This window comes from Ornithinibacillus halotolerans (assembly GCF_014637405.1).
GTDB classification, from domain to species: Bacteria; Bacillota; Bacilli; order Bacillales; family Amphibacillaceae; genus Ornithinibacillus; species Ornithinibacillus halotolerans.
The window spans coordinates 40818-59640 of record NZ_BMEY01000018.1; the positions used below are offsets into that span (position 1 = coordinate 40818).

The window sequence follows — 18823 nt, forward strand, 5'->3', positions numbered from 1 at the left end:
CTGTCAGGAGACTGGTCATTTTTGAATCTTTTTAATATCTTCTGGTAAAGAACTATTCGTTATCCAGCCTTCTACTAAATCATTAAAATAATTTGGATTTGCAAGGCTTATCCCATGCCCAATCTTAGGGATGATAATGCCTTCCGCTTGGTGGTGCAATTGGACAAGTTTTTCTGCTGACTCTTTCATCATTGGTTTTTCCTGTTCTCCTACAGTTATTAAAATATTTGCCATTGACTCAGAATAACGTTCAGGAATTTGAAAGGACATATTTTCATTCATTACTTGCATAAATGTATTCAAGTCAGTTTGCGAACTTTCTTTGAAGTATAGTTCAAACTGATTATTATCTATATACAGTACTTTAGATTGAAGCTTAGCAAATGACCTTAATTTCACTAATGGATATGTAACTTTCAAAATAGGTAATAAGAGCTTTGCTCCGAATTTAATAGGAATAGTTAAGGCACTATTTATTATCGCAAAGTCTATTAAATCTTTCTTTATACTTAGCATATGTAATAATATTTGTGCTCCTAAAGAAAAGCCAATTACAATAACAGGCTTCTCCTTACCTTTGTCTTGAATTAATTGAATTACTCGTTCTGCACTATCCTGAATTGAAAAATTTTCCCCACTACTATTTCCATGTCCGGGTAAATCAGGTACTAAAATATGATATTTTGAGGCAAAATGAGAAACTTGTTTATCCCACATCCATCCACTAACGCCTCCACCGTGTAAAAATACCATTAATGCATCTTTGTCCTTAGAATATTCCTTGTATTCCATGTGTAAGCCAGCCACCTTTCCTATCATTAGTCTATCATAAGTATATTAATGATAAGTAAAACTTTTCGAATACAATTACTTTTTAGTATTATCTTTTATCATAAGATTACACTATCATTAAAGTTAGAGGGGGAATGGAGATGGAATTTAGATATGAGCAATTAGACCATGTACAGCTAGCCGCTCCTAAAGGGGCAGAAAATCAGGCTAGGGCATTTTATCAAGATTTACTAGGCTTTATGGAGGTAGAAAAACCTGAAAACTTGAAGCAGCGAGGTGGGGTTTGGTTTTCAGATGGAAATATCTGTATTCATATTGGAATAGAAGACCCATTTCAACCTGCTAAAAAAGCTCATCCTGCATTCCAGGTAAAGAATATAGAAGCGATGAAAAAGTATTTACAGATAAAACAAGTAGATTTTATGGATGATAAGAACCTTCCAGGTGCTAATCGTTTCTATTTACATGATCCGTTTGGGAATCGACTAGAATTTATTGAGTGGATATAAGTAAAAAGGGATTTCTCAGTCAAGTAGTGAGAAATCCCTTTTTTATGGTAATATTATTTGAAAAGTAAATTATTTAGGGGGACCTGTGTTGAAGAAAAAGATAGCAATCATTCTAGGTAGTATTGTTGGAATACTGCTAATTGGGTTAATAGTAGCTGGCAATTACTTTTACAGTGAAGGGATTAAGCGAGGGACTGAAGTAGAATTACATCAAGAGCCAGAAAGTGTTAATGCACAAGCAAACGAAACTGCACGATCTATTATAGAAGAAGCAGAAACATGGTATAAAGATCAAGAACTAGATGAGTTAGAAATTTTATCTTATGATAATTTACGATTGAAGGCGGGTTTTTTTGACAATGAGGCTCAAACTGGAAAAGCAGTCATTTTAGCACATGGCTATCGAGGAAATCGAGATCATATGGATGATTTAGTAAAGTTTTACTTTGATCAAGGATTTGATGTGTTATTACCTGATGCGAGAGGTCATGGAGAGAGTGAGGGTGACTATATCGGGTATGGCTGGCATGATAGACTTGATTATGTGAAATGGATTGACTTAATGATTGAGGAGTATGGTGCCGAACAATTGTTATTACATGGAAATTCCATGGGAGCTTCCCTTGTATTAATGACTAGCGGTGAGGAATTACCAGACGAAGTAAAAGGGATTATTGCTGATAGTGGATATACGACTGTGAAAGAAGAATTAAAACATCAGTTAAAACATCTGTACCATCTTCCTAGTTTTCCAATATTAGATGTAACTAGTGTAATTACTAAAGTACGGGCAGGTTATTTCTTTGGAGAAGCTTCGGCACTGGAGCAGGTGAAAAAGAATACTAGACCATTATTTTTAATACATGGAGATGCAGATGAGCTAGTGCCAACTGATATGGCATATGAACTCTATGAAGCAGCTGGTGGGGAAAAGGAGCTGTGGATTGTACCTAACGCTGGGCATACAAAAGCTTATTCAATAGCAACGGAAGAGTTCCAGACTAGACTACAAGAGTTTATCGATAAAACGATAAGTAACGAGTAGGAGGTAAATCATTCATATGTCCATTCATGTACGACTAGCTACAGAAAAAGATGCCGAACAACTATCCAGATTAAATCAATTATTTAATGGTGGAGAAGCAGTATCTCCTGAAAAGATAAAGGAAAGTATGAAAAATAGTAATGAGTTAATTGTCGTTGCGATAGTAGATGAAAAAATAATGGGATTTAGCTGTGCACAAGTATTTTCATCTTTTTGCTATGATGAACTACAAGGTGAAATTACAGAAATGTATGTACATGAAGGTGTAAGAAGGCAAGGACTAGCTAGCTTAATGATTAACCTACTAGAAGAAAAGCTAGCAGAATGTAATGCTAAACATGTAAAAATTTTAACAGGCAAGCAAAACAAAGCAGCAATCAAGACATATACAAAAAATGGTTATCAATTAGAAGAAGATGTGTTATTAGAGAAGAAATTATAACAAGTAGATTGGCTCTTCAATCTACTTGTTCGTGTAGTTACATTATGAGAAAAGAAAAAATATATATCCAAATGTTAAGCCAATCATAATATAAATATCCTTATCAAAACGAATATGATTGTTCTTTTTATCCTTTACTGTAAGTAACTTTCCTATAATAAATAAGAACAATGGTACACCGATTATTGCTTTTCTAATGAATCGATTATCTATTGTGTAATCGGATGCTAGCGGAATAAAAAAGAGAAAGAACGTAGCGATAATTGCTAAAATATAGAGTCCAATTTTTACACGATTGATTGTCACTTATTTTTCCTCCTAAACGAAATACTCCATTACTAATTCATTTTCAATTATTTCCTCTGTCATTAGAAAACCTAGCTTTTGATAGAATTCTATTGCTCCCTCATTTTCTGTTACTACAGACAAGCGAATTCGATCACAATCTTCATGCGACGAAATCATCTCTATTAATGCTTTCATCGCTTTCTTTCCGTATCCCTTACCTTGAAAACCTTCGCCAATCATAAAGCGTGGTATCCAATGTTTATCTTCAGGATCATTTTCAGGTATGTGTTCAACTGCGGCTAATCCTACTACTGTATCTTCATGACAGATTGCATAGGGAGTAAATGTATCATCCACATAAGCCCATGCAATCGTAGCAATATTTCTTGCAACAAATTCTTTTTGCTCTTCAGAAACTTCTAATTTAACACAATCTCGTATATTTTCTTTTGTGACGGGTAGTATTTTTATTGTCATTGTTCACTTCCCCCTACTTTAGTAAATTCTAACACTACAGTATAATTATTACATTTAGATACATAAAAATATATAGTTCATTTTTATTATATAAGGGACTTTTTGCTAATTTCGTAAATTTACTAAAAAAATACAAGGGGGATGTTCCCTCTAAAAATTTTTTAATTCACGTACGAGCCTTGCGATTGGTAAACCAACAACATTATAATAGTCACCAATAATCTGTTTGACGAGAATTGCCCCTTCACTTTGAATCCCATAAGCTCCTGCTTTATCAAAAGGATCTTCTGTTTTGATATAATCCAATATCTCCTGATCATTCAATGGCCAAAATTCTACAGACGTTTTTTCTACAAAAGAGAATTGTTTTACATGTGATTGAAGGGAAACTCCAGTGTATACTTCATGTACATTACCACTTAAATTAGAAAGCATTTTATATGCTTCATCCTTATTAGCAGGTTTTCCGTATATATTCCCATTCAAAGAAACAACGGTATCCGCAGTTAAAATAATCTCATTCGAATTTTCAAATGGAATATGTTTTCCCTTATGTATTGCTAGCTGTTCTGCTCTTTCGGCGGGATTTGGAGTCGAAATAACTGATTCATCCACTTCTTGTTTTCTTATTGAAAATTGGATATTCGCTAATTCTAATAATTCTTTTCTTCTTGGTGATGTCGAGCCAAGTATAATGGTTGGTTTACTATCCATCCTTCGTTCCTCCTTGTTTGATACATAAACTGTTCTGTATAGAATATATTAAAATAACTATATCGTATATTAGTTAAGCTTGTCCCTATATACATATTTAGCTAATTTTGCTATTTTAATAAGTAGCTGTAAGTGAAGAGAAGGGGGAATAAAATTGGAACCACAGGTGACGAATGGGAAGGCAGTTGCTGCCTTAGTTCTTGGTATACTATCAATTGTTATACCATATATGGGATTGATTCTCGGAATTATTGGTCTTGTTTTAGCACATGGTGCACTAAAGGAGATTGTTGTATCTGGTCAAGAAGGTAGAGGGCTTGCTATAGCTGGAAGAGTAACAAGTATAGTTGGGGTTTGTATTTGGGGTGTGTTTTTCTTGTTTTTGATTTTAAGTCTATTACTTGCTATTTCATTTTCTTATTCAGTTTAAGAAAGAGGTCCATTTACTTGGACCTCTTTCTATTTACCTTTTTATAGGTAGAAGTTCGTTTTGTTTTGAGTAATTTATTTTGGATGAATTCTTTTGTAATCGTTAAAAGGCCAATATTATTTTGATTATGCAATATTTTTCCACTTGGTGGAGATAGATATTTAATTTCCTCATACCAAAGTATATGGTTTCTATTTTCTTCTGTTATGTTACCGAATTGAAGGTTATTTCCTTTATCATATGAACGGAAAAATTTCTTCTTTCTTCTTGAGTAGGATTTAAAAGATACAATTATTTTTAAAAGCATTCCCCAGATTCCTGAAAAGCTCATATTGTGAATGGGACTACTTGTAAACTGGTGAACTGTTAATCTGTGTTTTTGTTGAATATAAATGTTGGAACGAACGGCACTTGCATAATGGACATCTCCAGACAAGATAATACTTGTTTCAGGGTTCCATCTCATTAAATTTTGAATGAATCGATTAAAACCTATACCGTTATACTTCCAAGCCTCAAAGTCTAATGCATAACGAACGGGAAGTCCTATTGCACGAAGCGGATAAACAAACTTATTAAGAAATGATTCGATAATACCAAGGCCGTAAAGCGGTGTAGGAGATACGATGATTAGAGGATCACCTGTTTTCCAATGGCTATTTAATAACGTATGATTGGTAATCTGCCAACCTTTCTTGCCAATTAATTGAGGTGCAGTTCTACCTTCTTGAAATGTCCGTCCGACTTGAAGTGGCTTTGGCCGATAGTCAAATTCCCTCATTGTTCGAATATCTAAGAAAAGCGCCTTAGGTGAAGTAGGCGCAACAAAACTCCATCGTTGTAAGTTAGGTAATCGGTCTAACCAATCATTTGAGAATTTGGAGTATTTTCTATGATAATTAAACTGGGCATTAAAATAAGGTAAGTTTTGCTTAAATGAATTTGGATCATTTCCCTATCCTTGAAATAAAAAATAGGCTGCTAATCCATTTGAAATAATATGTTTGCCTAGATTAGAACGATTAACTCCATCTATCCATTCTTGTGATATATTCCAATCATCGGTAATATCATGATCGTCAAAAATCATATAGGTAGGAACATTTGCTAATATTCTTCTTAAAGCTGGTAATGTTGGGAGAAAATCGTGAATTTCTTTTAGTTGGGTTTCATATTGTTTCTTTTGTTTTTTCATTTCCTTTTTTCTTTTTCTTTTCCTATATTTAGGGAAAAATATATAGTATTCATCGTTTTCTAGTAATTGCTCAAAAGTGGGGAATTCATCATTGTTCTCCCAAAATGCTGGCCCTAATGTTAATAGATACATTGAAACATATTCTTGAAATCGGATTAAGTGATTACTAGCATGATTTGAAGTGAATTTAGCGAAGGTTCCCATAATAAATTGGCGGCCATTAATTTTATTGATTGATTGACGGAATGGCCGTTTTTTTAACTTTGGTTCCAATGATAGTAAATTATTTTCATCTTCCCCAACTATTTTTTGTGAAACTTGTTTAATTTTATGAAATAGAGGGTCTGCCACATCATCAGCATAAATTTGATCACCCATGAGAAAAAGGGAATTCGGCCTTTCTTCAAGCTGATAAAAATTATCTTCCATTTTTTCATCAGCACGAATAATTGCACTTATTTTAGTTCCATGAGGTTTTTGACAAGAGCCATAAAAGATGTTTGCAGGTATTTTATTTGGGATAATAAAGGCTGGTAAGTTTAAATCACCATATACAATATGATGTGGGTTTTCTTTATTTAGTAGATTCATATCGTTTAAATCGATCGTACCATATCGATTATAAAATTTTATATTGTATCCAATTAAACTATCCAATGGAAATTGACTTCCATAAGGTGTTATCCGCAATAAATACGTATATAAATTTCTACCGGATTGAATATAATTGACCTCTGTTATAGTACGAATTGGAGTATATTCATAGGATTGATTGTTTTTATTATTTATTGAATAAAATAAAGCTTCAGGTTGTACGTGTCTACTCGTTGTTAGCCAAATATATACTTGATTAAATTCCGTTCGTCTAATAATTGGCCCTGCTAATAATAATGGTAATGTTTTAATTATGAAACACCCCCTTACTACAGACAGTGTATTCCTGTAGGGAGATGTTGTTGATTAATTAATTGTTTTGTATTATTTCTGTATATTAAATGGTAGGATTTTACGGTGAAAGGAGTGGTAAAATTATGAAAGAAAAAATAATTGGACTCCCCCCTATTGTTGATAAGGAAACGAAAATTCTAATATTAGGTTCTATGCCGAGCGTACTTTCATTAGAGCACCAAGAATATTATGGGAATCCGAGAAATCACTTCTGGCCAATCATTTATAGTATGTTTGGGGAAAATCCAGCTGATAGTTATGAGAAAAAAAACCAATTTATCAAACAACATCGTATTGGATTGTGGGATACAATAGGTGCATGCTATCGGGAGGGAAGCCTTGACCAATCCATTTATGGAGAAGAACCGAATGATATTCCAAGTTTACTTCATACTTATTCCAACATTCACTTAATTGCATGTAATGGAACAAAGTCTTTCCTAACCTTGAAGAAGTACTTCTCTGCAAACGCTTTACAAGGATTGCCTGTTATGAAACTTCCTTCATCAAGTCCAATACCAGGTAAGTATAATAAGTCATTAGGTGAAAAAATAAAGGTCTGGGGGGAAATGTTGGATTATCTTTAGAAAATAATGTAATTTTCTAAAAAGTGTTGTATGTGACATGCCCATTTCGGTATAATTGACTTTGGGAGTTGCCGTAGAGGGAGACGAGTCGTAAGCTGCAACTTACGACTCGGACAATTTCGTAGGCTGCGGCGACTTCCTTAATTGGTGAAAAAGGTAATTATCCTGGACATCTACTTCTGAGTGACAGGGTGATTACTTTTTTTCACGAGCGTTCACAACTAGCAATACGAGCGTTGAGAACATGATCATCAATTCAATAGTCTTGTCAATTGGAATCACAAGCTTCAGCCCCTTCCCGTTGGGGATTTCTTGAAGCCGCCAGTTTTTTTCCAATTATAGAGCCGTATCTCAAGCCTACAGTATTGTCCACCTCATTATACTACATATGAAGGGGTCTCGTATCAAGATTATTGTGAAATGGTATAATATTCTTATAATATTCAGTAGATAATACTATTTACCTACAATGCAATTAGATGAAATAATTAGGACTTTGGTTGGTAATCCCTCTAAAGGAGTGGTTTCATGAGAAAAGTAATACTAGCCGGTGGAACAGGGTTTATAGGTACATATTTTGAGAAACGTTTTAAGGAATTAGGCTTTGATGTATTAATTATCTCTAGACAAGGTAACCATATATCATGGGAAGACAGAAGAGGGATCGTAGAAGCATTAGAGGGTTCAGAACTACTAGTGAATCTTGCTGGTAAATCTGTAAATTGCCGATATAATGTAAAAAATAAACGAGAGATTATGGAATCTCGCGTAAGCACTACGACTATATTAGGAGAATGTATTTTAGCTTGTGAAAAGCCGCCTAAGGTGTGGATGAATGCAAGTACTGCAACGATTTATCGCCATGCAGAAGATCGACCAATGACAGAAGAAAATGGTGAAATTGGTTCTGGGTTCTCCGTAGATGTTGCAACAAATTGGGAAGAGACATTTTTTCAATTTGATTTACCAACTACGAGGCAAGTTGCCTTACGTACCTCTATCGTGCTAGGCAAAGATGGAGGCGTAATGACACCATATAGAAATTTAGCTAAATTTGGACTTGGTGGTGTTCAAGGTAGTGGTAAACAAATGTTTAGTTGGATTCATGTAGAAGATGTATTTCAAATTGTAATGTTTCTTTATGAGAGAAATGAGTTAGAGGGAGTAGTTAATTGTACATCGCCTAATCCAATTACTAATCAAGCTTTTATGAAAGCTGTTAGGGAAACAATTGGTGTTAAAATTGGTCTTCCTTCACCGAAATGGCTATTAGAGATTGGGGCGGTTTTGATTCGTACAGAGACCGAGCTCGTATTAAAGAGTCGATGGGTCGTGCCAGAACGATTATTAAAGGCTGGTTATTCTTTTGCTTTTCCTAATATAGAAGAAACATTGAAAGATGTACTTTCATAGTTATGTAGAATGATAGATATTCAAGGAAATAAACAAGCTTTCTCGGCTTTTAGCTGAATTGAGGAAGCTTGTTTGTTGTGTTTTGGATTTTAGTCACTGAAATTTAATATTGAGTTGTGGTGAAATCGACTCTCATAAACATTTTTGCCAATAAATTGGTGGAAATGTTAATGACAGCCGTTCTCATAAACAATATAGCCAAAAAATCTGCAGAAATGTTAATGATAGCCCTACTCATCAACATTACTGCAAAAAGCTAATTAATTTTTATATGCTTACTCTCGTCATCTTTATATTTGCGATAGAAATTAATCATCGGTTCCACAGTGTCTATTAGATCTGGGCAAGCTATTCCAGATCCTTCTAAATCTTTTGTCGTTTGACTAGAATCATAGGATGAATGAATCATAAAATAGTCCAGGGCTTCTACTTCTGTTTTTAACCATTTGCGTAATGGTTTTATAGATAACAGCGCTTTTAGCATACTTAGTGGAATTCTACCTTTTGGTGTTCTACCTAAATATGCATAAGTAAGTATTTTTTGTAGTTCCCACATTTTATATGGATTTGGATCGGTTAAATGATAGACTTTCCCTTCGCCATTAGGATGAAATGAAAGATAACTAGTCGCTTCTAATACATAATCAGATGGTACAAAATTTCCTTCTGCGGTACCTTTGCCAAAATACGGAAGAACAGGCATAAATTTTAGCTTATCCAGTACATTTAATTGGAAGTATAATCCATCAAATTTAATCGTTTCCCCAGTTGTAGAGTGTCCTTTCACTACACCTGGGCGGATAATAGTCGTTGGGACAGTACCCATTATTTCTTGTACGAGTACTTCAGCTAAGTATTTTGTATGCTCGTAATGATTTCTGAACTCTTGTCCTGCTATAAGTTCATGTTCGTAAATTTTTCCTTCACGTTTTCCAGAAACATAGGCGGTACTAAAGTAAATATACCGTTGTAAATTAGGGATTTTTGCTACCCAATTATTTACATTTTTCGTACCGTTAACATTGACTTGGTAGGCAAGTTTTTTCGGAACTGCTAAGTCGTATATTGCTGCAAGATGAAATGCATGAGTAACTTTATTAAGTAAGTCTTTTTCAATCTCAGGCTTGATTGCAAGATCTTCTTTTGTAATATCTCCAATTACAATGGAAAACTGATTTTTCGTTATTTTTCCTTGGTTAGTGATTTGCTGCAATGTCGTCTGTGCTAATTTTTGTTGATTCGGTAAAACAAGTAAGTAAATATGATCTATCTTTTCATTATGATCATGAATTAACTGGCTAATTAAACTGGATGCAAGAAAACCAGGAAATCCTGTAATAAAAAGTGAATGCTTCATATTTGTATCCCCCCTTAACGTTACTAATTCGCTATGTTTAGACAATTTCCCTTCTATTGCAAAATAATCATCCAGAAAAAAATTCCTATGATAGAATATATAGTAATTATTTGAAAATTATAAGGCTAGGAAAGTAGGGTATTATGAAGTACTTTTGGATACGATTTCTAATATTTGTTGCACTTTGGGTATTTATGATTCTAACTTACAGCAATCAGGTTGGGTTGAGTATTTTGTTCTTCTCTGCTGCTATAGGTGTTTTCTTTTTCTTTTCTTTACAACATGTATCAATTTATCTATATTTACTTTTAACTGTCATCATTGTATTACATGGAATTTTATTAACTGATAACTATTTGTTTCCCATTCTACTATTACTATTTGAGTCTATTATTGCTTCCTATCGAATGAATGGTAATAGATTAATATTATTTTTATCCGTTCAATTGATACTCTCTATAGGCTTCATTTATGCACAATCTGAACAAATTGGCTTTTTCCTGCTTGTAATGATGGCATATTATATTATCTTTACAATGAATCAACAACGGGCGGAACTACTCGAACAGCGACAAATGTATGAAGAGTTAGTAGGGGAGTATCGAAAACTAAAACGAATTAATCTACTAAATGAAGAAAATGTAAGAACAGAAGAACGTAATCGAATTGCTAGGGATATTCATGATTCAGTTGGACATCGACTAACGGCATTAATTATGAAACTAGAGATGTTGGCAATTCAAACGAAGAATGACGAATATCGGGCATTAAAACATATGGCTGAGGAGAGTTTAGGAGAAACAAGGCAAGCGGTAAAAGCACTCCAGCAAGCAGATAACGAAGGGATTGCAACTGTAGTCAATCTTATTCGAAAGTTGGAAGCACAAAGTCAGATGGTGGTACAATTTACGATAAAGCAGGGGGCATTAACGGTACCATTATTAAATCATCATAGTGTAGTTCTTTATCGAGTCATCCAGGAAGCATTAACTAATGCAATGCGACATGGTGAATCACGTGAAGTCCAAGTAATAATCGGAAAGTCGCCAATAGGTGATATAACCTTTGAAATAATGAACGCAATTTATAAAGCGAGACCATATGAAGAAGGATTTGGACTGACTGGCATGAGAAAAAGAGTTCAAGAAGTTCAAGGACGACTTGATGTATATCAAAAGGAGAATAAATTTATTGTTTCCGGAATTATTCCTGCAGGGGAAGGAGGATAATGCATGTTGCGAATGTTATTAGTGGAAGATCAAGCAATTGTTCGTCAAGGTTTGAAAGTTATTTTGGAGCAAGATGAAAATATACAAGTTACCCATGAAGCTGAAAATGGTGCACAAGCGATAGAAATTTTAGAGAAATATTCTATTGACCTAATCATGATGGATGTGCGAATGCCGGTCATGAATGGCATTGAAGCAACAAGAATTATAAAAAAACAGTGGCCAGAAGTGAAAATTATTATTTTAACAACGTTTAATGATGATGAATACGCAGTGGAAGCATTAAAAGAAGGGGCAAATGGGTTTTTATTAAAAACAGCAGATTCTTCCAAACTTATTGATGCTGTTTATAGTTGTATGAAAGGTGGCCTAACCCTACATGATGATGTAGCAGCAAAGGTGATGCCAAGATTGCTTCAACATGAGCAAAAAGAAGCAATTGATGTTGAATTATCGCCTAGAGAATTATCGATTACAAGACTCGTCGGGGAAGGAAAGACAAATAAGGAAATAGCAAGTGAGTTATATTTATCGATTGGTACAGTGAAGAATCATATTACACAAATCTTACATAAAACAGGTTTACGAGACCGTACACAACTTGCCATCTTTGCTGTAAAACATGACTTGTAAAGTGGATAAAGCGATTCAGAAAGATTAGCCCATATTCCTTCAATAATTTGTAATATATCACATCAGTATGAATCAATTTCTTCAATTATAATGATAGTAAAGCATCATAATTGAAGAAAGTAGGTGTAACGAGATGCTTGATATTATGTTGAAGGAATTTCCTTTTTCCTCCTTATGGAATATGGGAATATTTTTATTTCTAGGTTTTATAGTTATTATTTATCTATTTATTCTGCCTCAAGAAAAAAAGCATCCATTTTGGAAATCAATCATTTTTTTTATCGGATTACTTATCGTATTTGCTGGTGCAGGTAGTCCGTTAAATATTATCGGTAGAATAGAATTTAGTACCCATATTGTACAAGTTGTACTACTTTCACTTATTGCTCCACCGTTACTAATCATTGGAATGAAGAAAAAGATTTTTGTTCTTGCTCAAAAGATCACTATTCTTCAAAAGATATTGTTTGTTTTAACAAAGCCATATATAGCAATTATTTTGTATTTTTTAGTCCTATATATTTATCATCACCCACCAATTTTTGATCAAGCAAGAGTAGATTTGTATGGAAATTATTTATATTTATTGCTTTTATTTATAACTGCAATATTCATGTGGGTATCCCTATTATCTAGAGATTTAAATAAGAAAATGAAAACTATTTTCCATTTCATTGCTGTTGCAGGTTTTGTGCCACTTAGTGGAATATTGCTCTTTTCAAAGAATATTCTTTATAAGGCATATACCGATATGACGACGTTTAGTCAGGCATTGGAAGTATGTTTACCACCAGGAAAAACAATATCCCCTGAGTTAGTTCTCATGCTACTACCATTTGAACCTATTGGCGAACAACACCAAGGTGGAATGATCTTACTTGGAGTAGGTTTCATCGTGATGATGATGTCATTATTAATTAATAAAAAAATGCAGTCGAATAGAATTAAGTAGGAAAAAGCTTGGATCTTCCAAGCTTTTTTTATGCCTTTTTCCGATAAATGACTTAAGTCATATCCTTTTAATTAAATATGGTGACTCTAGATAGTGTATTCTTCCTACAAATAACCGTATTCTTATGGTAGGAGGGGATCGGATGATTGAATTAATCGATTTAACGAAGAAGTTTAAACAAAATTTCGCTGTTAAGAATTTAAATATGTTTATTGAAAAAGGAGAGATAGTAGGACTTTTAGGGCCCAATGGGGCAGGGAAGTCCACTGCGATTTCAATGTTATCATCACTCGTTGAACCAACTAGTGGAGATGTTCAATTTGAAAATAAAAGCATTTTAAAAAATCCATCATCATTTCGGAAAATTGTTGGGATGGTTCCTCAGGAAATTGCATTATATGAAGACTTAACTGCAGAGGAAAATTTACAATTTTTCGGTAGAATTTATCAACTACGAGGAAAAAAACTATCGAAGAAAGTAGATGAAGTATTAGAACAAATTGGCCTAACTGACAGGAGAAAGGATATTGTGAAAAAGTTCTCTGGTGGAATGAAACGAAGATTAAATATCGGGGTTGCCATGCTCCATGATCCAGAAATGCTAATAATGGATGAGCCAACAGTTGGGATTGATCCACAATCGCGAAACTATATTTTAGATACTGTGAAGCGGTTGAATGCTGAAAGACAAATGACCGTACTTTATACAAGTCATTATATGGAAGAAGTAGAATTTCTATGTGACCGGATCTATATCATGGACAAAGGTAATCTAATTGCAGCAGGAACAAAAGAAGAAATAAAACAAATCATCTCATCTGAAAAAACAGTTTCCATTAAAGCAGAAATATTGAAACATGATTTTATTCAAGCATTAGAGGAAAACCCACTTATAAATCGCGTAACGGTTGGTGAAAAAGAGGTAACTATTTTAGTACCGAAAGATGCAAATGTTTTTTCTGAAGTAATTAAACTTGCTGAAACAAATGGCATGGAACTTACGTCAGTTGATAATAAAACTCCTACCCTTGAAGATGTATTTCTTCATCTTACTGGTAGAGCATTACGGGATTAGGGGTGAGGGAGAGTGATTTGGCATATTGTAAAGAAATTAGGACTTTATTTCTGGAGAAACCCTCAACAATTATTTCTATTTCTTGCTTTACCAATTATTTTAATTATGATTTTAGGGGCGGCATTAGGAAGTAATTTCAACAGTGAAAGTTCGCTAATTACGTTGAAAGTTGCTTTTATTGAACATGAAGATAGCAATGAGCAGATGGTTGCATTTTTACAGGATATACAGGATGAAGTTCCAGACGAAGCATTACAAGCGATAGAATCATCACTTCCGAGTATGGAACCTATTCAAATAATCACATCAGTATTCGATAACGAGGAAGTTAATGAATTTTTACAGGTAGATTATGTAGACCCATCCGAACGGGATGTTGTGATGAACGATGATTCCTACACCGCGATAATAGAAGTACCAAACAATTTTACTTATAACGTACTTCACACAATGGTGTTCGGTAATAATGATGCTCCTACCTTGTCAGTAACCTATAATGAGGAAGAACAATTTGGTTCAACTATTGTTAATAACTTCTTATCTGATATACAAGAACAGCTGACAAAGGGAAGTTACCTAGGAAAGAATGGAATTGACTTATCCACTGTAGAAATCGAAGAGATTAAGACAGAAACCATTTCCCTTAATGAAAAGAATCCAATATCTGCTTCAGCCTACTACACCATTGGAATGATTGTGATGAATGTTTTATTTCTAGCAGGTGCTGTTAGTTACTATGCATTTTATGAGAAAGAGTTAAAAGTGTTTAATCGGATCATCTTAGCTGGTGTTTCTCGGTGGACTTATTTCTCAGGCATTCTTATTTCTGGAACACTTTATGCATTCCTCCAGTCTTGCATCATTTTTTTATTCTCAAAGGTGTTTTATGGCATTAATTGGCCAAACATTATTGATTTTCTAATTGTTACCATTGCCTTTTCCTTTGCGGTAGGTGGTCTGGCAGTGTTGTTATCAGCGATTAATTATCGACTTAACTCAGAAACCATTACGAGCTTCTTTATGAATATCGTTGTTACAATACTAGCTGTAATCGGAGGAAGTTTTTATCCAATTGGGGATTTTGTACCACTTATACAAACTATTAGCAATATGACACCAAATGGGGCAGGATTAACAGCGTATTTATCTTTATTACGTGGTGATGGCTTAGCGGCAGTTAGTGATAATTTACTATTTTTAGGATTGTTTGGAGTTGTAATGGTGGTTATCGCTGCGTTATGTTTTCCGAAAAGAGGGGTGTCAGCATGATTGGAATATTAATCGCAAAGTTTAAAAACTTTATACGGAATCCCTGGACGTTTTTAATTTTTACTGGAATGTCATTGTTAATGGCTTTTATATTTGGTGGAACTAATGCACAAGAGGTCTATATTCCTATATCTACTGTTGATAAACAAATAAAGGATTCCTATATTGGGGAGCAACTGGAAAAGGAGGAAGGGATTAATTTTAGTTGGATGTCTGAAGAACAACTTAGGGAAAAGATTGAAACTGGAAAAGCAGAGCTCGGGGTTGTTTTAGATAATAATACCTATCAGATTATTGTAGGAATTGATTCCCATAATACAGGTCTTGTAGAACAAATCATTTCACGTATTTATTATGAAAAACAAGAACAAGAAAAGATTCTTACTATTGTAGGACAGGATGAGACTGTTATTGAGGAATTGAATCATGCTTTGGAACAGCCAGTGTTTGAAATAGAATCTGCAACTTTTCGAGGAGAAGGGGCATTTATTTATGATAATTCCCTTCATCGCATATTTGGTTTTTCCTTATTTTTTGTTATCTATACGATTGCATATAATGTGCTTCCAATTCTTATCGAAAAAAGAGGGGGAATATGGGATCGATTAATTCTTTCTCCTGTAAAAAAATCGGAAATGTATATTGCGAATTTGCTTTTCAGCTTCCTTACAGGATATTTTCAAGTGTTAGTTATTTTCTTTTTCTTCCGTTTTGTCATAGGGGTTAATTTTTATGGTAGGTTTGTGGAAACAATATTACTCCTTATACCTTATGTGTTTGCAATTGTTGCACTTGCCATTCTTGTTACAGCATTAGTTAAAAAGGTTCAACAATTTAATGCTGTTCTTCCAATTCTCGCTATTAGCATGGCCATGATTGGGGGAGCATATTGGCCAATCGAAATTGTAGAATCTAAAATTCTACTGCTATTAGCAAAAATTAATCCACTTACTTATGGATTAGAGATTTTGAAAGGAATTACAGTTTACAGTTATTCATTACAAGAGTTGCTTCTTCCAATAAGCATCCTCGTATTAATGGGAGTAGTTATGATGGGATTAGGTATTCATTTCATGGAGAGAAGGCATATTTAAAAAAATCTATTGTAAGTCACCGTCTTCTAAGAAAAGGTGGTGACTTTTCTAATATATACCAAAGAATTCTTTCCATGAATGGTGAATCTTTCTAGTATAATAGTCTTATAGAAATAACGATTGAGTATGCTAGGGGGAGTACAGTGAAGAAAAAGATAATAAAGATTGTGGCTAGTTTATTTATCGTTTTATTAATTATAGATATTATCGCAAGTTTCTATTTTTATGATCTTGCTATTAGTCGAGGTCAGAAAGATTTCCTTAGTGGAAATAAAGATTTAGAAGTTTCTGCTGATACGTTGGATGTGTTACTTGAAGGTGGTTGGCGTGATTGGGTTTCTAGTCAAGATTTTGAAAAAATTGAAATGACGTCAAGAGATGGTTTAACGTTACAAGGGTACTTCCTTGAAGCGAAAGAGCCAACAAATACAATTGTTATTGGTGCACATGGGTATCTAGGTCGTGGTAGCGATATGGGGCTATATGGCCAATATTATTATGAAGAACTTGGGTATCACTTTTTTACAGCAGATTCTCGTGGACATGGGAGAAGTGAAGGAGAGTATTATGGATTTGGATGGCCCGATCGTTTAGATTATGTGGACTGGATTAACCTGTTAATCGAAAAGTTAGGTCCTGATACAGAGATTATTTTACACGGTCTATCTATGGGGGCAGGTACCGTATTAATGACGGCAGGGGAAAAATTACCTGATAATGTAAAAGTAGTTATTGCCGATAGTCCTTATACGAGTGTACATGACTTGTTCTCCTATCAGATAAAGAGAATGTTCAATTTACCACCATTTCCATTTATTCATTCTACTAGTCTAGTGACGAAAGCAAAAGCTGGATATTCCTTTAAAGAGGCTTCGGCATTAGAACAAGTAAAGAAGGCTGAAATTCCAATTCTATATATTACTGGGAATGGGGATACGTTTGTCCCAACTGAGATGACCCATGAGTTATATGATAATACAAATAGTGAAGCGGAGATTGTCACATTTGAAGGTGCCAATCACGGGGAATCATTTGTTATGTATGAAGAAAAGTATATAGAAGTGATAAACGAATTTTTAGAGAAATATATGGTTGAGTAAATCGATATTAAAAGGGATACAAATTATGTATGGATTTGTATCCCTTTTTGATTTAATTATTTTTAGGATTAGTTTATAGAATATTTATAAAATATGATAAACTTAGTACAACATTTAATTGCAAAAAAGGATTGATAAAAGATGAGAAAAAATCAACTGCTTTTCACATTAGGTTTAGTCATCGGAATGTTTATCTTGCCTTCCATATTGGAATGGTTTGGTTTACCAACATTTTTTGACTTTTTAACTTTAGTTTTTGGTGAACCTAACGTAGCTAATCGAATTGTTGTAGGGTTGATCGTACTTATTCTTGTATTTTATAGTATAAGGTATTTATTTAAAAGGAAAGAGACTAGTAGTAAGTAAATGGGGTGGTACTAAGTGAAGAACTATCATTCTATAATAATTGGTAAAGGTGAGCCACTTATTTTTCACCCTGCAGCTGGTTTTTCTGGAATGGAAGGGCTAAATATTGCGGAAAACTTAGCTGATCATTATGAGTGTCATTTACTCGATTTGCCTGGAATGGGGAAGAGCAAGGGAATTGACGGACGAGTTACTATTCATAAAATATCTGCATGGTTGAAAGACTACATAGAATTACATAAGATGAAAAAAGTGACATTAGTGGGGCATTCGATGGGAGCGGGAGTCGCGATGTGCTTTGCTTCTACATATCCTCACCAAGTAAATAAGATTATTCTATTAGACCAAGGTCATAAAAATATTCCTAGATTCCCAACGAGGGATTTTGGTGTATTTGGATATGTTGTTCCAATCTTTAGTTTATTAGAGAGAACCTTTGGAGATGTGTTTATAAAAAGAATTGAAAAGTTATTTATAGGAACACCAAAAGAAGTAACATCAGAGGACATTGAAAAAAGAGTGGTTGATTTTTGTACTAGGTTCCAAATAGATAGGTCTGAGTATATCGATAAAGCTTTTAGAGAAGATGCTCCATTCACTAGAGAGGGACTACGCTTTATGTTTGGGTATTTTCGAATGAATCTACCAAAATTATTAAATAATATTACAGCTCCATGTCTATTAATCTATGCATCTTTTGAAGGATTCGACCAGAAAGAGGCAAATCGGACAAAAAAAGCTGTAGCAAAATTAAGACAAACCAAGAATATAGAAATGTTTCAGATAAAGGGCCAACATTATGTTCATTGGGGAAATAATAATTGTTTAGACAAGATAAATCAGTTTTTGGCTGTGGAGAAGAAATCTAGTCATTCACAAAAAAAGAAAGCTTCCTCGGTATAATATAC

22 protein-coding genes are annotated in these 18823 nt (G+C 34.0%); 15 read left to right on the forward strand and 7 right to left on the reverse strand.

The window, feature by feature from the left end:
* Positions 1 to 15 precede the first annotated feature (15 nt).
* Positions 16 to 792: an alpha/beta fold hydrolase gene (locus IEV35_RS15345; RefSeq protein WP_229740769.1), complete on the reverse strand. Its 777-nt coding sequence runs from the start codon at positions 790 to 792 to the stop codon at positions 16 to 18.
* A 140-nt stretch (positions 793 to 932) separates the two neighbouring features.
* On the opposite strand from IEV35_RS15345, the gene IEV35_RS15350 reads away from it, so the two are divergent.
* The 3 genes from IEV35_RS15350 to IEV35_RS15360 all read left to right on the forward strand — a co-directional run bounded on the left by IEV35_RS15350 (position 933) and on the right by IEV35_RS15360 (position 2788).
* Positions 933 to 1301, forward strand: a complete 369-nt coding sequence (locus IEV35_RS15350; protein ID WP_188385551.1) for a VOC family protein — start codon at positions 933 to 935, stop codon at positions 1299 to 1301.
* Positions 1302 to 1386: 85 nt separating this feature from the next.
* A complete protein-coding gene (locus IEV35_RS15355; RefSeq protein ID WP_308419795.1) occupies positions 1387 to 2346 on the forward strand; it encodes an alpha/beta hydrolase in 960 nt (319 codons plus the stop codon).
* Between the two features lie 16 nt (positions 2347 to 2362).
* Positions 2363 to 2788, forward strand: a complete 426-nt coding sequence (locus tag IEV35_RS15360) for a GNAT family N-acetyltransferase (RefSeq protein ID WP_188385553.1) — start codon at positions 2363 to 2365, stop codon at positions 2786 to 2788.
* 42 nt (positions 2789 to 2830) lie between these two features.
* Here the strand turns inward: IEV35_RS15360 and IEV35_RS15365 are convergent, their stop codons facing one another.
* The 3 genes from IEV35_RS15365 to IEV35_RS15375 all read right to left on the reverse strand — a co-directional run bounded on the left by IEV35_RS15365 (position 2831) and on the right by IEV35_RS15375 (position 4267).
* Positions 2831 to 3094, reverse strand: a complete 264-nt coding sequence (locus IEV35_RS15365; protein ID WP_188385554.1) for a hypothetical protein — start codon at positions 3092 to 3094, stop codon at positions 2831 to 2833.
* Positions 3095 to 3106: 12 nt separating this feature from the next.
* Positions 3107 to 3553: a GNAT family N-acetyltransferase gene (locus IEV35_RS15370; RefSeq protein ID WP_188385555.1), complete on the reverse strand. Its 447-nt coding sequence runs from the start codon at positions 3551 to 3553 to the stop codon at positions 3107 to 3109.
* A gap of 150 nt (positions 3554 to 3703) precedes the next feature.
* Entirely contained in the window at positions 3704 to 4267 is a 564-nt protein-coding gene (locus IEV35_RS15375; protein WP_188385556.1) for a Maf family protein, read from the reverse strand.
* 154 nt (positions 4268 to 4421) lie between these two features.
* Between IEV35_RS15375 and IEV35_RS15380 the strand changes: the two genes are divergently transcribed.
* Positions 4422 to 4697 carry a DUF4190 domain-containing protein gene (locus IEV35_RS15380; RefSeq protein WP_229740770.1) on the forward strand — a complete coding sequence of 92 codons (276 nt, stop codon included), beginning with the start codon at positions 4422 to 4424 and terminating at the stop codon, positions 4695 to 4697.
* A gap of 13 nt (positions 4698 to 4710) precedes the next feature.
* On the opposite strand, the gene IEV35_RS15385 is transcribed toward IEV35_RS15380, so the two are convergent.
* On the reverse strand, positions 4711 to 5478 hold the full coding sequence (locus IEV35_RS15385; RefSeq protein WP_188385557.1) for a metallophosphoesterase family protein: 768 nt from the start codon (positions 5476 to 5478) through the stop codon (positions 4711 to 4713).
* A 174-nt stretch (positions 5479 to 5652) separates the two neighbouring features.
* Positions 5653 to 6549 carry a metallophosphoesterase family protein gene (locus IEV35_RS15390; RefSeq protein WP_188385558.1) on the reverse strand — a complete coding sequence of 299 codons (897 nt, stop codon included), beginning with the start codon at positions 6547 to 6549 and terminating at the stop codon, positions 5653 to 5655.
* Between the two features lie 374 nt (positions 6550 to 6923).
* Between IEV35_RS15390 and IEV35_RS15395 the strand changes: the two genes are divergently transcribed.
* Together IEV35_RS15395 and IEV35_RS15400 are read left to right on the forward strand one after the other, a co-directional pair.
* Entirely contained in the window at positions 6924 to 7427 is a 504-nt protein-coding gene (locus tag IEV35_RS15395; RefSeq protein ID WP_188385559.1) for a DNA-deoxyinosine glycosylase, read from the forward strand.
* A 528-nt stretch (positions 7428 to 7955) separates the two neighbouring features.
* Entirely contained in the window at positions 7956 to 8840 is an 885-nt protein-coding gene (locus tag IEV35_RS15400) for a TIGR01777 family oxidoreductase (protein ID WP_188385560.1), read from the forward strand.
* A 256-nt stretch (positions 8841 to 9096) separates the two neighbouring features.
* On the opposite strand, the gene IEV35_RS15405 is transcribed toward IEV35_RS15400, so the two are convergent.
* A complete protein-coding gene (locus IEV35_RS15405) occupies positions 9097 to 10197 on the reverse strand; it encodes an SDR family oxidoreductase (RefSeq protein WP_188385561.1) in 1101 nt (366 codons plus the stop codon).
* Between the two features lie 143 nt (positions 10198 to 10340).
* Between IEV35_RS15405 and IEV35_RS15410 the strand changes: the two genes are divergently transcribed.
* The 9 genes from IEV35_RS15410 (at position 10341) to IEV35_RS15450 (ending at position 18818) form a co-directional block, all read left to right on the forward strand.
* The gene (locus tag IEV35_RS15410) at positions 10341 to 11426 is read left to right on the forward strand and encodes a sensor histidine kinase (protein ID WP_188385562.1); all 1086 of its coding nucleotides are present in this window, start codon (positions 10341 to 10343) and stop codon (positions 11424 to 11426) included.
* A 3-nt stretch (positions 11427 to 11429) separates the two neighbouring features.
* Positions 11430 to 12059, forward strand: a complete 630-nt coding sequence (locus IEV35_RS15415) for a response regulator transcription factor (RefSeq protein WP_188385563.1) — start codon at positions 11430 to 11432, stop codon at positions 12057 to 12059.
* 133 nt (positions 12060 to 12192) lie between these two features.
* Positions 12193 to 13011 carry a cytochrome c oxidase assembly protein gene (locus IEV35_RS15420; RefSeq protein WP_188385564.1) on the forward strand — a complete coding sequence of 273 codons (819 nt, stop codon included), beginning with the start codon at positions 12193 to 12195 and terminating at the stop codon, positions 13009 to 13011.
* A 142-nt stretch (positions 13012 to 13153) separates the two neighbouring features.
* Positions 13154 to 14086, forward strand: coding sequence for an ABC transporter ATP-binding protein (locus IEV35_RS15425; protein ID WP_188385565.1), 933 nt, complete (start codon positions 13154 to 13156; stop codon positions 14084 to 14086).
* Between the two features lie 12 nt (positions 14087 to 14098).
* Positions 14099 to 15355, forward strand: a complete 1257-nt coding sequence (locus IEV35_RS15430) for an ABC transporter permease (protein WP_188385566.1) — start codon at positions 14099 to 14101, stop codon at positions 15353 to 15355.
* Positions 15352 to 16449 carry an ABC transporter permease gene (locus IEV35_RS15435; protein ID WP_188385567.1) on the forward strand — a complete coding sequence of 366 codons (1098 nt, stop codon included), beginning with the start codon at positions 15352 to 15354 and terminating at the stop codon, positions 16447 to 16449. The genes IEV35_RS15430 and IEV35_RS15435 overlap by 4 nt, the downstream gene beginning before the upstream one ends.
* 143 nt (positions 16450 to 16592) lie before the next feature.
* Complete coding sequence (locus IEV35_RS15440) at positions 16593 to 17549, forward strand: alpha/beta hydrolase (protein ID WP_188385568.1); 957 nt, start codon at positions 16593 to 16595, stop codon at positions 17547 to 17549.
* Positions 17550 to 17690: 141 nt separating this feature from the next.
* On the forward strand, positions 17691 to 17915 hold the full coding sequence (locus IEV35_RS15445; protein ID WP_188385569.1) for a FeoB-associated Cys-rich membrane protein: 225 nt from the start codon (positions 17691 to 17693) through the stop codon (positions 17913 to 17915).
* A 15-nt stretch (positions 17916 to 17930) separates the two neighbouring features.
* The gene (locus IEV35_RS15450; RefSeq protein WP_188385570.1) at positions 17931 to 18818 is read left to right on the forward strand and encodes an alpha/beta hydrolase; all 888 of its coding nucleotides are present in this window, start codon (positions 17931 to 17933) and stop codon (positions 18816 to 18818) included.
* Positions 18819 to 18823 lie beyond the last annotated feature (5 nt).

Excerpts from the sequence above, each read along its gene's own strand:
- IEV35_RS15360 (WP_188385553.1), top strand. The coding sequence starts at position 2,363 with ATGTCCATTCATGTACGACTAGCTACAGAAAAAGATGCCGAACAACTA.
- IEV35_RS15350 (WP_188385551.1), top strand. The coding sequence starts at position 933 with ATGGAATTTAGATATGAGCAATTAGACCATGTACAGCTAGCCGCTCCT.
- IEV35_RS15400 (WP_188385560.1), top strand. The coding sequence starts at position 7,956 with ATGAGAAAAGTAATACTAGCCGGTGGAACAGGGTTTATAGGTACATAT.
- IEV35_RS15410 (WP_188385562.1), top strand. The coding sequence starts at position 10,341 with ATGAAGTACTTTTGGATACGATTTCTAATATTTGTTGCACTTTGGGTA.
- IEV35_RS15375 (WP_188385556.1), bottom strand. The coding sequence starts at position 4,267 with ATGGATAGTAAACCAACCATTATACTTGGCTCGACATCACCAAGAAGA.
- IEV35_RS15415 (WP_188385563.1), top strand. The coding sequence starts at position 11,430 with ATGTTGCGAATGTTATTAGTGGAAGATCAAGCAATTGTTCGTCAAGGT.
- IEV35_RS15405 (WP_188385561.1), bottom strand. The coding sequence starts at position 10,197 with ATGAAGCATTCACTTTTTATTACAGGATTTCCTGGTTTTCTTGCATCC.
- IEV35_RS15435 (WP_188385567.1), top strand. The coding sequence starts at position 15,352 with ATGATTGGAATATTAATCGCAAAGTTTAAAAACTTTATACGGAATCCC.
- IEV35_RS15345 (WP_229740769.1), bottom strand. The coding sequence starts at position 792 with ATGGAATACAAGGAATATTCTAAGGACAAAGATGCATTAATGGTATTT.
- IEV35_RS15395 (WP_188385559.1), top strand. The coding sequence starts at position 6,924 with ATGAAAGAAAAAATAATTGGACTCCCCCCTATTGTTGATAAGGAAACG.
- IEV35_RS15385 (WP_188385557.1), bottom strand. The coding sequence starts at position 5,478 with ATGAGGGAATTTGACTATCGGCCAAAGCCACTTCAAGTCGGACGGACA.
- IEV35_RS15420 (WP_188385564.1), top strand. The coding sequence starts at position 12,193 with ATGCTTGATATTATGTTGAAGGAATTTCCTTTTTCCTCCTTATGGAAT.
- IEV35_RS15425 (WP_188385565.1), top strand. The coding sequence starts at position 13,154 with ATGATTGAATTAATCGATTTAACGAAGAAGTTTAAACAAAATTTCGCT.
- IEV35_RS15445 (WP_188385569.1), top strand. The coding sequence starts at position 17,691 with ATGAGAAAAAATCAACTGCTTTTCACATTAGGTTTAGTCATCGGAATG.
- IEV35_RS15370 (WP_188385555.1), bottom strand. The coding sequence starts at position 3,553 with ATGACAATAAAAATACTACCCGTCACAAAAGAAAATATACGAGATTGT.